General features: G+C 63.4%; 12 protein-coding genes and 1 pseudogene. 5 read left to right on the top strand and 8 right to left on the bottom strand.

Annotated elements, in window-relative coordinates; all coding sequences use genetic code 11:
- Window positions 1-1,342: 1,342 nt before the first annotated feature.
- Entirely contained in the window at window positions 1,343-1,999 is a 657-nt protein-coding gene (locus ACQP2U_RS33130) for a hypothetical protein (RefSeq protein WP_433711069.1), read from the top strand.
- Window positions 1,996-2,250 (top strand): hypothetical protein, encoded by a 255-nt coding sequence (locus ACQP2U_RS33125; protein WP_433711068.1) that lies wholly within the window; start codon window positions 1,996-1,998, stop codon window positions 2,248-2,250. Before ACQP2U_RS33130 ends, ACQP2U_RS33125 begins: the two co-directional genes overlap by 4 nt.
- Here the strand turns inward: ACQP2U_RS33125 and ACQP2U_RS33120 are convergent.
- From ACQP2U_RS33120 to ACQP2U_RS33110, 3 genes are all read right to left on the bottom strand, one after another.
- The gene (locus tag ACQP2U_RS33120) at window positions 2,240-2,656 is read right to left on the bottom strand and encodes a hypothetical protein (protein ID WP_433711067.1); all 417 of its coding nucleotides are present in this window, start codon (window positions 2,654-2,656) and stop codon (window positions 2,240-2,242) included. The genes ACQP2U_RS33125 and ACQP2U_RS33120 overlap by 11 nt on opposite strands.
- Before the next feature lie 146 nt (window positions 2,657-2,802).
- Window positions 2,803-3,414 (bottom strand): hypothetical protein, encoded by a 612-nt coding sequence (locus tag ACQP2U_RS33115; protein WP_433711066.1) that lies wholly within the window; start codon window positions 3,412-3,414, stop codon window positions 2,803-2,805.
- A gap of 284 nt (window positions 3,415-3,698) precedes the next feature.
- Window positions 3,699-3,857 carry a hypothetical protein gene (locus tag ACQP2U_RS33110; RefSeq protein WP_433711065.1) on the bottom strand — a complete coding sequence of 53 codons (159 nt, stop codon included), beginning with the start codon at window positions 3,855-3,857 and terminating at the stop codon, window positions 3,699-3,701.
- A 64-nt stretch (window positions 3,858-3,921) separates the two neighbouring features.
- On the opposite strand from ACQP2U_RS33110, the pseudogene ACQP2U_RS33105 reads away from it, so the two are divergent.
- Window positions 3,922-5,012, top strand: a pseudogene (locus ACQP2U_RS33105) (IS630 family transposase).
- A gap of 58 nt (window positions 5,013-5,070) precedes the next feature.
- On the opposite strand, the gene ACQP2U_RS33100 reads toward ACQP2U_RS33105, so the two are convergent.
- The 4 genes from ACQP2U_RS33100 to ACQP2U_RS33085 all read right to left on the bottom strand — a co-directional run bounded on the left by ACQP2U_RS33100 (window position 5,071) and on the right by ACQP2U_RS33085 (window position 8,908).
- A complete protein-coding gene (locus ACQP2U_RS33100; RefSeq protein WP_433711063.1) occupies window positions 5,071-6,300 on the bottom strand; it encodes a hypothetical protein in 1,230 nt (409 codons plus the stop codon).
- Complete coding sequence (locus tag ACQP2U_RS33095; RefSeq protein ID WP_433711062.1) at window positions 6,301-7,359, bottom strand: hypothetical protein; 1,059 nt, start codon at window positions 7,357-7,359, stop codon at window positions 6,301-6,303.
- Window positions 7,360-7,805: 446 nt separating this feature from the next.
- Window positions 7,806-8,039 carry a hypothetical protein gene (locus tag ACQP2U_RS33090; protein ID WP_433711061.1) on the bottom strand — a complete coding sequence of 78 codons (234 nt, stop codon included), beginning with the start codon at window positions 8,037-8,039 and terminating at the stop codon, window positions 7,806-7,808.
- Between the two features lie 311 nt (window positions 8,040-8,350).
- Window positions 8,351-8,908, bottom strand: coding sequence for an SRPBCC family protein (locus tag ACQP2U_RS33085; protein WP_433711060.1), 558 nt, complete (start codon window positions 8,906-8,908; stop codon window positions 8,351-8,353).
- A 59-nt stretch (window positions 8,909-8,967) separates the two neighbouring features.
- On the opposite strand from ACQP2U_RS33085, the gene ACQP2U_RS33080 reads away from it, so the two are divergent.
- Together ACQP2U_RS33080 and ACQP2U_RS33075 are read left to right on the top strand one after the other, a co-directional pair.
- A complete protein-coding gene (locus ACQP2U_RS33080) occupies window positions 8,968-10,239 on the top strand; it encodes a TetR/AcrR family transcriptional regulator (protein WP_433711059.1) in 1,272 nt (423 codons plus the stop codon).
- A 33-nt stretch (window positions 10,240-10,272) separates the two neighbouring features.
- Entirely contained in the window at window positions 10,273-10,737 is a 465-nt protein-coding gene (locus ACQP2U_RS33075; RefSeq protein WP_433711058.1) for a hypothetical protein, read from the top strand.
- A 277-nt stretch (window positions 10,738-11,014) separates the two neighbouring features.
- Here ACQP2U_RS33075 and ACQP2U_RS33070 read toward each other — a convergent pair whose 3' ends face one another.
- The gene (locus ACQP2U_RS33070; protein ID WP_433711057.1) at window positions 11,015-11,731 is read right to left on the bottom strand and encodes a TetR/AcrR family transcriptional regulator; all 717 of its coding nucleotides are present in this window, start codon (window positions 11,729-11,731) and stop codon (window positions 11,015-11,017) included.
- Window positions 11,732-11,835: the final 104 nt, after the last annotated feature.

The following is an 11,835-nucleotide window of genomic DNA, read 5'->3' as shown; positions in this document are numbered from 1 at the left end:
GGCGGTGTGTGGCTGCTGTGGCGAATTGGCGTGTGCGCTTTTCGGCGTGGCCTGAGGTTGAGGTGTGTTGCTTTGTGGTGTCGCGTGGGGCGTGTTGGCTCCGGGTGTGGGAGTGGGTGTTGCCGGTGCGCCGCCGGGACCGGCCGGTGCGCCCGCTTGTGCGGCCTGTGGGTTGGTGTGGGGTTGTTGGGGTGTGTTTGCTTGTGGTGTGGCGTGTGGTGTGTGGGGGCCAGGTGTGGGAGTGGGTGTTGCCGGTGGGCTGGCGGGACCAGGCGTTGTACCCGCCTGCGCGGTTGGGCTCTTCGCCTCCGTTGGGGTGGCAGGCGGCGTCGGGCCGGTCCCGCTGCCCGGCACTGGTTCGACCGGTGCGGTGCCTGCGGCGTGTGGCGTCGCCGTGGGGGAGTTGCCGGTCGGTGTGACGGGTTCGTTGGGAACCGGCTCGTAGTCGAAGAAATCGAGGTCGAGGAGGATCTCCTCGTCGGACGGTGGTTTACCGGGCCCTTCCCCGGTGGCGGACGGTCGCGGGCCCGATCCGCCTCGGGAAGGCGAATCCCCGTGTGAGACAGGCGGTCCCGCCGTGACGTCCGGTCCATTGCTGCCGCCGATGCCGCTGAGATCTTTGGCGGTGCCGACGTGGGTGTTGTTCTCGGCATGGGTGTTGGCAGGTATCGTCGGCGCCGATCCCGGTGTGGCGGTGGGCTGGCCGTCGGCGGCGACGACAGTTCCGGCCAGGCTCATCTGCGGAGAATCCGGTTGGCCCCTGTGGTATTGGGCGGTGCTGGGATCGCCGGTCGACGACGAGCGTCCCGGTGCGGCCGTGTGTTCGGTCGGTGCGGATCCGGCGTTGCCCGCGATGAGTTCTTGCAGGCCTTTATTCCAATCGCGCCAGCCGTGGCTTGGTTCAGGTGTGCTTCCGGGGGAGGTCGGCGACGCGGAGGGATCTTGTGGCGTGCCCGATGACGGTTGGTCGGTATCCGGAGGCCGCGAAGTGCCGCCCTCATCGAGTTTGCGGAAGGCATCTTCTAATGACCCGCCGCTCTCGTCATCGCGTAACTTGCCGAGTTCGTTGATATCGGCAACGGTCTTCTTGGGCGGCTCCCAGGGCGCTTGGCCTTCGCGGTTGGTTTCGCGGACCGGCAGTCCGTCACGCGGGCTGTCGTCCCGGGATCCGCCGATCTCGGGGATGGTCTCCTCGCGTGGCCGAGGCGTGTCGGCGCTGCTGTGCGGTCTGGCCCAGTCGGGTGCTGATCGGACCGGCAGATCCTCGCGCCAGCTATCGGAGCGCGACCGGCCGATCTCGGGGACGGTCCCCTCCGGGGGTCGGGCGATACTCATGGCTCGCGTGACGCGTATCGCCGTGCCGAGGCCGCCGATGATGCCACTGCCGACCCCCATCATCATCGTCTCGGCGACGTTTCCGCCGGTGACCGTCGCAGCGGCGGCGCCACCCGCGGCTCCGCCGGAGGCGCTGGCGAGCATGACGACTACGGCGCGTCCGGTCGTGTGGCCCACCTGTGTCGCGGCGTTAGCCGCAATGCGGGTGAGTGCGGGTAGCGCCGCGCGGGTTGCCAGCGAGCCGAACAGGCCACCGGCGAAACCGGCGGTCACCGCTACCCGGACTTGGTGCCCATCCATGTTGGTGCGGCGTCCGGCTTTGCCGTGGCCCTGGGCGATTTGGACGGCTTGGGCACCGGCGACGACGCCGCCCATGGAGACCGCGCCGACGATGGCTGCGCGAATGGCGAGTGCCAGTTTGGGGAATCGCTCCGCGAAGGCGGCGATGCGTTGGAATAGGAAGGTGAGGGTGTCGCGGCGGGCGGCGGTGGCCGCGATATCGGCGGCGACGCGGTCGCTGGCGGCTTTCATCGGTACGGCGGCATCGATGAGCAGGTTGGCGAGTAGGACCGCCGCGATACCGATCACGATGTACAGCTCGAGTTCTACCGCGTTGGCGAAGTCGAAGAGCAGCGTGGCCATGCCGTCGGCGAACTCGATTTGATTGCGCGTGTTGGCGATCTCGGTTTTCAGCTGTCGCTGGATCGCATCGCCCGCCTCACCCTGGATCGCCTCGGCCGCCAGCTGTTTGAGTCGTTCGAGGTGCGGCAGGGTAACAGTGGTGAGGTGTTCGGCCGAGCGTGCCCAGGCATCGGCGGCGGCACGGATGGCATGGCGATCCGCCTTGGGGATGTGGCCGATTGTCCAGCGGGCCAGCCAGTCCGGGAAATGGGACGGGATCACGTCACTCACTGAGCGCGTCGACCGCCCTCTTGCCCTCCGCCAGCAACCGATACAGTAACCGCTTCGGGTCACACGCATCGTCGCCACGCAACTCCACCTCGGCGAATGCCGCAACCAACGCCGCGTGCGGCCGGAACCGGCCGTCGACGATGCTGTTGCCGCCCAACTGGTCTCGCCACCGCCGGTAGCCGCCCACGATGCGGGCCTCGAAACGATTGCCGATGAAGCTCCGGCCACTCAGCTGGGCGCACCACTTCCGATACCCACGGACGACACCTGCCAGGATGTTGTTCCGGGCCCACGGCCCGCTGACGCGGTGGTATTCGGTGATCGGGGCGCGCTGTGCCAGCTGCCGAATGCAGGGACCGGCCGCTTTCTCCAGAATCTGGCCGAGCTCGCGCACAACGGTCGAATACATCGGTCGCTCATTCGATGAATCCGCCGCCGGTTGTCTGAATTCGGTTGCAGTGCGAATCGTCTCGGCAACGGTGCTGTTGGCCGTCGAGATTCGGTCGAGCACAATCCATGCCGCGGTGCGTGCATCGTCGACCGGGCGATCCCGCACTACGCGGGACACCGTGCCGTCGAGATCGGCCCTCTCGATCCCGCAGAGGTCGAGAAATGGATACTTCCTGAGCATGTCGTCGACGGCCGCCGCGATCTCGCGGGCAGTGTTCCTCGATACCCGAGGTTTCGAATCCCGCATGTCATCGTGGGGCGTGCCCTGCTTACGGTGATGTGTGGGCTGGGCGCCGGGACGCCCTGTTGCGCGATGGTCATCACGTCAGCGCCCCCTGGTCCGGACGCGCCAGGGGCGACCTGATTGATCGGCGACGTCGGCCCGCCCGATCCGTCGTCGTGCGATGCGGTGGTCGTGCCCGTGATCATGCTCATCGTCTGAGCCCAGGCGGGCCACCCGTAGTCGCGCTCCGGCGTCAACCCGGGCAGCGAACCCGGTCGCTGGCCAGGTGAATTCGGAGGCAGTGCGATCTGTCCGCCGTTGTCCTGTTCGGTGCGCACCCGCTCGTAATCGGCGTCGAGCAGGTTTCGACGCTCGGCGTACATTTCCTGGAGCTCGGTGGCGTCGGCCTCACACAGTGTGTCAGGCGAGTCGGGACCGTTGTTCATGAACTCGGCGAGGGCCTTGTCTGCCGCAGTCTCGAGGCGATTCGCCACTGCGGCAACCTCATTCGACGAGTCCGACCAGCCATCAGCGCTCCGCCCCATCGCAGCCGGGTCCCCGGCCGGAAAGTGTGCCATCACCATGCCCCTCAGCCACTCGGGAAGTAGTCCGGAATCTGCACCAGGACCCACCAAGGCGTCCGATTGTGAACATCATTCGCAATCCGACGATACCTGTTTGCTAACATCGTTCGCAAATATTCGAGGCGCTCGACCTTCACTCCCGCCGCACAGCCGGAGGCCCGAATCGGCCGGACGCGCTCAAGTGCTCATCGTCGTCATTTGGCGAATCCGAGCCGGGTTCCGGCGAATGGCGACGTCGCGCCTCCGACGATGAGCACCAGGACAACGATCACGCCGAAGAGGCCGGTGGTGACCGCCAGCACCACCCACGCCCAGACCGGGAGCACGAGGAGTGCCAGGAGACGACCGATCATCGAATGCCCTTTCTGGTGTCCCGCACCGGGAATTCATTGATTAAGTGGGTTGTAGGCTCGCCTGGTGGCGCGGACGGGTCGGCCGGTGGCCGAGGTGGTGTTGACCGACGAGGAGCGGCAGACGCTGGAGCGGTGGGCGCGGCGAGCGAAGTCGTCGCAGGCGCTGGCACAGCGTTGTCGCATCGTATTGGGTTGCGCGGCAGGAAATCCAACAAAGAGGTGGCCGCGGAGCTGGGGATCTGGCCGCAGACGGTGGGTAAGTGGCGCAACCGGTTCGTAGCGCGGGGTATGGAAGGGTTGGTCGACGAGCCGCGGCCGGGCGGGCCGCGCACGATCACCGATGAGCAGGTGGAGGTGGTGCTCGTGGCGACGCTGGAGCGGCAGCCTGCTGATGCCACGCACTGGTCGCGGGCGTCGATGGCTACTGAGAGCGGATTATCGAAGTCGACGGTGGGCCGGATCTGGCGGGCGTTCGGTTTGCAGCCGCATCGGGTCGATGAATTCAAACTCTCCAACGATCCGCAGTTCGTGGACAAGGTGCGTGATGTGGTCGGGTTGTATCTGAACCCGCCGGAGAAGGCACTGGTGCTGTGTGTGGACGAGAAGTCGCAGATCCAGGCCCTGGACCGGTCGGCACCGGTGCTGCCGATGATGCCCGGCATGCCCGAGCGCCGTACCCACGACTACATCCGCCACGGCATCACCACCTTGTTCGCCGCGCTGAACATCGCCAACGGGCAGGTGATCGGCCAGATCCACCGCCGCCACCGCGCGGCCGAGTTCAAGAAATTCCTCATCACGCTCGACAAGCAGATCCCCGCCGAGTTGGACGTCCACCTGATCTGCGACAACTACTCCACCCACAAGACGCCCGTGATCGTGAAATGGCTTGCGGCGCATCCCCGTTTCCATATGCACTTCACCCCGACCTACTCGTCGTGGTTGAACCAGGTGGAACGCTGGTTCGGGTTGCTGACCGACAAGAAACTGCGCCGCAGCGCCCACCGATCGATCCAGGCTCTCGAACGTGACATCCGCGACTGGATCGCCCGCTGGAACGAGAACCCGAAACCGTTCACCTGGACCAAAACCGCTGACGAGATCCTCGAACGACTCGCCTCATATCTTCAACGAATTCCCGGTGCGGGACACTAGGTGATGGGATTGATTGACGACGGCTACAGCCCGTCTTCGGCATTCGAGCCTTCTGCTGTCACGGTGTCCGGCTGGACGGCCGCGGGGGTGGCGAGCTCCACGGATTCCTGTGCAGCCCGGCAGCCCGGACATCGTCGTTGCTCGCGCGGACACTGTGCCACCGTAGGTCTGCGATCAGACGGTCGGCTCGTTGCGAATGCAACTCGCCCTCGGGCAAGTCCATGACCTTGTCGAGCGACTCCACAATTTGCCGTGCGTGCTGATTGCCGACCCAAGTGGTAATGCGCTGCGCCTCGTCTCTGTTCACAGTCACCGGTCCGGTACCCAAATCGATCGGTACACGGGCATTCGCTGGCACGCTATTGTCTGAGCTGTCCCTGCCATCCGCTATATCTCGGAGTTGCTGCCATGAACCAGGAGTGGGATTCTCGAAGTAATGCCGAGCAAGCCGCTCATGTTCCGGATCATCGAAATTAACACCCCCGCGGTATCTATTGCGTAACCTCAGCGCCGAGGTCTCGACCTCGGCGAGATTGAACTCAGTCCGATCGTCTTGAAAGTTCCGTAACGCAGCCATATGCATCGACAAATCATCGTTCTGCCATGGCTCACGCTTGGCACTTTTGTCGACGTGGTTGCGAGCCGCGGCGGCCTCGTACATTATTCTCTCATCGGTGAACCCTGCGGCAATCATAGCGCCGCGAACTCTTTCTATCGACCCACCACCGTCCTCGATCACGGCTTCGATGATCGCGGCTGCTTCCCTCGCCGTATTAACACCGCCTCGGCCGATTACCGACCGGACATTGCGGTGCCCGACAATACGGCCGATATTCGCAGCGAAATGATCCGGGTTACGAAATGCATGGAGACCAGCATTATTGAACTGCCGAATATTCTGATACGAATTGGCCCACTCGGCGGCTATTTCATCCCACCCCGACAGCTGCTTCTTCTCCACCCTGCGCCGCCGTTTCGCATCGGAGCTCAGCGGCCGACCACGCCCGCCGAAAAGCCATTCGGCGATGGGCGAACTGTTGACTGTACTCGCCGCAGCGAACCCGGCAAGTACATGGGCCGGCATGGAGTGGGCAGCACCGACCACGCCCATCCCCAAGGCGCGAGAACCGCCTCCACCACCATGACCTGGGCTCGAGGAACCCTGCGCCGCGAGCCCGAGCCGGTTGGCGATCCAGTCACTACCACCGCGCATTGCCTTACTCAGGTTGCGGACCTGGAAGATTGCGACCACGTTCACGACAGCGCAAAGGAACAATATTTCCATCACCTAGCTGCCTGCCTGCAGAAACATATTGTTGAGAAAAAGTGTGTATACGCCCAGGAATATGGTGTATGCGGCCATTCGGCCGGTAGCTATAAACGCATCCACGATGTTCCTTATCAGGAACGTTTGTGTCGGTCCGTAAATGAATCCGCCTGCAGCGAAACCAAAGATTGTCATGAAACCGTGATAGATAGCATAGCAGCCGTCTCTGATAATCATGAATGAAATCATTATCAATACCAGCGATGCAAGCGGGGACAGAAAAATGATCACCAAACCGGACCCGACCTGTCCCCAGGTCGGGTTGGAAGCCCTCTCATAAGCAGTCGAGTCGCCACAGTTACGCATTGCTTCCCTGATGTTGGAATCATTGCCCGAGAGAACCGTGGTCGACCAAGCATCACGGCAGGCCGGCGACCGATCGACGACGTGACCGAAATTCAACACCTGCAGCGGATGTCGCAGCAGGTTGTCGACCAAACCAGCCTGCATGACTTCCACCTGATCGGCCGGATTCGGATCAGCATCACCATGGAGACCGGCCGCCACCGAGATGCCGAGATCACGCCCTTGAGCCAGGAGACCGTTCGGCGCCAGCACTTCCGCCAGAGGCTCCGCAAGAAGGACCGGAGCCAGCACTGCCACCAGCAGCATGAAAGATACTTGCGTCGCAGCCCGAGCAAAATAGCCCCGCACAACGAACACTGCAACAATAAATGAGCCTATCGCTGCCGCAGTGATAAGCACCTGCGGTGTGGCAATCTGCCTGGTAAGACTCTCTGCAACACCGGTCAAAGCGCGATGAAAGGGGGCCAACCATTCGTAAGCAGCCGAAAAGCCCACGAACTCGCACGCGGGAATCTGCAGAAACAGCCAGATCTGGACCTCGAAATTGAGCACGGCAGATCTCACCGTGTCGCCCGGGTGAAAAAGGCCTCCATCATCTGTCGAGATCTGATACCTCGTCGCCGGCACACCCTGGGAGTCCCGGATATCCATCCAATCGAGTACGTCGATGCCGCCACCGCCACCGCCCCCAGTCCCAGGCTGCCCGAGTGCCATTCCATCGAGGATCCCTGGTATAGCCAGCAACGCAACAACAGCAATCAAGATCCAGACCACCCGACGCCGACGTCGGCCGGAATTGATCCATCCGACGCAGCGTCCTGCCACGGCACTCGGCCGCCACCGGTCCGGATCCCAGAACTCCTCCGGCTCCAATACCAACGAGCACCTACGCCTGCCTCGAGGTCCTCTCGCCGTCCGTACCAGCTTCCGACCACATCCTCGCGGCAGAACCACGGCGGGTGGCCGCCGAAACCGCATCCGTCGTATCCAGATCGCCATCGTCGTCCGCGTCCTATTTGTCGATCGATACGGGAGCAGTGATTTCGATACCGCGTGGGTGAGCACGGCCGCCGAAAAGCCCGAACTCGCCGTTACTGTCACTCATCTCGTCACACTTCTCGGCGACGAGAGGCTGCAGTCGGCCATCGACAATTCGTCTGTCACGGTATCGGTTTGCGCCACGCGACCGCGCCGTGTAAGCCGGGCAAAACAACCAGAACGAAGGCCGAGACGATGAACCACACGGTCCTGGTCCGCCGCCGCGAGGCGCGAACCCATGCCGGAATCTGTTGGTTGAGCATGCTGGGGCGCCACTCGGCAAGGGCCGTCAACGCCGACTCCCACGTCGGCAACGAAAGCCGACACCACGAATCCACGACCTCGTGGATGCCCACCCAGAGGTCGTGGACCAGGTGAACCCGGTCCAGAGCACCTGCGGCCCAGTGGCCACCAGGTCAATTCGGACATTCGCATGAACTCGGGCCCGAGCGGGTCGATCACGACACGGCGGCTGAGCACCTCTGCGGGCACGGCCAGGCGGGTGGAATCGGCTCCTCCCGTGACAACCGTGGAGCGTCGACAACAGCTCATCAAGACCTCCGATTGCGAACAGTGTTCGCAACGATACTTGTTCGCTAACACCGTTCGCAACTATCCGACGGTGCTTGACCATCGCTCCTGCTGCGACGCTGGAGGCCCGAATCGGCTAAGCATGCGGCTGAGTCGGGGGTTCCACGTGATGGAGGCGCTGAGGCGGAGCGACTTTCGTGGACCGGTTCCCGAGCAGTCGTTTCATGATTCGCGCACCCGATCCGGGGCGGTGTGGATCGGCAATCGCACCGGTGATGAGGAACTCGAGGTTGTCGAAGATGCGCTCGCTGATAGCGTCGTGGCTGTGGTGCAACGCCGCTGTCCACAGGAGGTACGGGATGATCGATGGCTCGGCCGACAGCACGTGGCTGATCCGAGTGCCTCCGTCGACGGGCTCCAGGACGTATCCGTGGTTTCCGTTGATGCCGGGGATTCCGCCGAACCACAGCCGTCGCGGTGGCTCGACTTCTGTAATGCGGTAGGTGATCGGGCTTACACCGTTGTGCTGGACCATCCTGCCGCTGAAGTGCAGACCGTCGGGAAAGCGTACCCAACCCCACTCCGGTGGGTATAGCGGGTCATTGTCCGTGCCGAGCAATGTCAATGTCGCCCATAAGTTTTCGGGAGTTGTCGAAAGCACTCGCTGATGCACGTTGTGGATGCGGTAGGACATGGCTCGCCTTTGCTGGAAGAAAGTTGTCATTGTTCACATCACGGAAGATCATGTAAAGGATGTCAACATCGAAGCGCAAGGCCTATCACCATGGCGACCTGCGACGGGCGCTGGTCGATGCCGGACGCGCACTTGTGCAGGACGAAGGCGTCGCGGGGCTGACGCTTCGGGCAGCCGCGACACAGGCGGGAGTGTCCGCAGCGGCGCCTTACCGGCACTTCGCGGACAAGGAGGCGCTGCTCGCCGCTGTGATGACTCAGGGGTTCGTTGAGCTGGGCAAAGCCTTGTCCGCCATCGAGTTCGATGACCAGCTGTCACGGCTGCACGCTATCGGCCACCGCTACCTGGAGTTCGTGGCGGCCGAGCCTGCCCTGTCCCAGCTGATGTTCGGCGGAATGATCACCGACGGAGACGCCCACCCGGAGTTGGCCGTGGTGCGTGGTTCGGTGCGCGACACCTTCGCGGGAGCAATCGCGGATGCATGGCGTGTGGGTGCGATACGGGGGCCCTCGGTGGATGCGATCATGCTCACCATGCGCTGCGTCATGCAGGGCCTGGCCACGTTCGTTGCTACCGGCGAAATCCCCGCCGCAGGTGTGCGATCCCTGGCCGACTCCGTCTTCGCCACCATCGACACCGGCCTGGTGCCCACTGATCCGAGGGCGCCCCGACCGCGGCTTTACAATACGGATCATATCTGTATTGTAAAACCTGTGAGTGTCGATGACCGCGCTCCTGGCCGACCTCGGAGTAGGGAAGCCGATGTCGCTATCCTGAACGCCGCGCTGGAGCTGTTGATCGAACGCGGCGCGGAGGCGACCAGCGTCGAGCTGGTCGCCCGGCGTGCGGGAGTTACCCGGGCAACCGTGTATCGGCGGTTCCCGGACAAGACTCGGCTGTTGATCGCCGCGGTTGAGGCCGCCTACGGAGACCCTCCGCGAACGCCGGAGATCCGCGACATCGAACACTTGCTGGTCGGTTGGGCATATGTCCTCACCGACCCGCGTCAACGCCGTCTCTTGCGTCGCCTCTACGACGCGAGCGATGACTATCCCGAGCTCGCTCGTGCCTACCGCGACCTGTTCGGTCAGCATCGTGACCAGGCGCGCAAGGAGGTGTTCGAGCAGGCCCGGGAGCGCGGGCAGCTGCCCGCCGACACCGATGTGGACATTCTGCTGGATCTGCTCACCGGCGCGGTCTGGCAGCACCTGGCCACCCGGCCGGACACCAGCACGGGCGACGAAGTCGAGCAGTTCTTACGTGCGGTGCTCCGCCAGGTCGGATACCAGCCCGACGCGCATCTGCAACCCCCCGTTTCGGGCAGTCAATAGCCCCCGGTCGGATTGGATAGAAGGAGTAATAACGTGCCAACCGCCAGAATCGAAGCGCAGGAACGTAGTCGGGCGTTCGCCCGCGTCATCGGGCCCTACGTCGCAACCTTCACCACCGTCTACGCGATCCGCCTACCCGCGCTGGAAGGCCTTATCAACGACCTGTTCGGTCAGCCCGTAATGGTTTTCTTCCTCGGCGCCCTGATGCTTGCCGGAGGGCTGGTCATCATCGGCGGTCACCGGAGTTGGCGCGGACCACTTGCGGTCACCGTGTCGCTGTTCGGCTGGTTCGTTGCCGTACGGGGATTCCTCCTGGTCGCCAACCCCAAAGCAATCCAGTCAGGCGTCGACGACACCCTGCTCTCGCCGACCGCGACGCTCGTGGCCCGCATATTCTTCGGCGTCATGGCCGTGATCGGCCTGCTGCTGACCTACGCGGGCTGGTTCACCAGGCCGGTCGTTGCACAGCCATCGGCGCCCACGACCATAACCATGTGAGTGCCACCCGCAACTTGCCATCCTCACCGCTCTGTTGGCGACCGATCCTCGGCATGTGTCCAGCAGCTCCCGCACATGGTGCTCCACCGGGTCGGGCGTCGGCCCTCGCGCTTTTGCGCACATCGACGCCTTCTGTGAACGTGGCGACGGCCCTAACCGCAATTCTCTTGGCAGACGCGTACGCGAATCCTCTGGCACACGAGCTATGGTGGCGCCCAGCGCGATCGATCACCCGCGCGATCACGTTCCGGAGATGCAAGAGCGGAACAGCTGCGCCCTAGCCCGCGTTCGGTCGACCACTGCCCGGGATGATGCCGAACAGTAATGCTTCGATGCCCGCCCGGAACATCGCATCATTGTCTACTGGTGCGGTCGCTGACTCGGCAGTGGCGAACAGCGCGGTCAGATGTGGGTAGTCACCATGGGGCAGCATTGTCGGAATGTGTTCGGACTCGCCCGCGGTGGAGACGGAAAACCCCGCTGCTTCCAGCTTGGCGAAGTTGTGTACCCAACCCGACAGTAGGCTGCTGCCCATCATAATCGCGCTGGCGTCGAGTTCCGCCTGGGCCAAGGCGCCGACCATGTGGTCGAGGTATCGCATCGAATTCGGACCGAGGTTCAACGAAGCGACTTCGCCTAAACCCTCCCTCAACCATAGGTGCCGTCGAAGCAACGCCCGTGCCTGGTCCAGCATGACGAAGACGTCGGTGCACACGTTCCCGGTCAAGGCCGTGTAGTCGTATTCCGCGGCGACGTGGTTCACCATTAGCGCGAGTAGGTCGTCTTTACCGTCGACATACCGATAGAGAGAGGCCGCGGCGGTCCCGAGGTCGTCCGCGATGCGACGCATCGATAGTGCGTGCAGCCCCTCCGTGTCGGCGATCCGGACACACGCGTCCGCGAGTTGGTCCAGGGTGTAGGTGCGACGCGGCCCCGGTTTGGGATCGTCGCCTCGCAACCACAACAACGAGGTCGACGAAGTCGTGGGTGTCATGCAGTCAGCATGCCACTACCCGGTAGTTGCGAACCGTGTTAGCAAACATCTATCCTGCAACTGCGAACATTGTTCAATGGGAGGTTTGGTGACCGGTTGATGAA

Origin of the sequence: Nocardia sp. CA-084685, assembly GCF_050955785.1 — a bacterium.
GTDB lineage: Bacteria > Actinomycetota > Actinomycetes > Mycobacteriales > Mycobacteriaceae > Nocardia.
The sequence above is the reverse complement of the archived record's forward strand: the minus strand, read 5'-3'. Positions and strand labels throughout refer to the sequence as shown.

Coding starts and splice junctions, on each gene's coding strand:
- ACQP2U_RS33120 (WP_433711067.1), bottom strand. CDS start 2,656: ATGTATTCGACCGTTGTGCGCGAGCTCGGCCAGATTCTGGAGAAAGCG.
- ACQP2U_RS33110 (WP_433711065.1), bottom strand. CDS start 3,857: ATGATCGGTCGTCTCCTGGCACTCCTCGTGCTCCCGGTCTGGGCGTGG.
- ACQP2U_RS33080 (WP_433711059.1), top strand. CDS start 8,968: ATGTCAACATCGAAGCGCAAGGCCTATCACCATGGCGACCTGCGACGG.
- ACQP2U_RS33085 (WP_433711060.1), bottom strand. CDS start 8,908: ATGTCCTACCGCATCCACAACGTGCATCAGCGAGTGCTTTCGACAACT.
- ACQP2U_RS33095 (WP_433711062.1), bottom strand. CDS start 7,359: ATGGCACTCGGGCAGCCTGGGACTGGGGGCGGTGGCGGTGGCGGCATC.
- ACQP2U_RS33070 (WP_433711057.1), bottom strand. CDS start 11,731: ATGACACCCACGACTTCGTCGACCTCGTTGTTGTGGTTGCGAGGCGAC.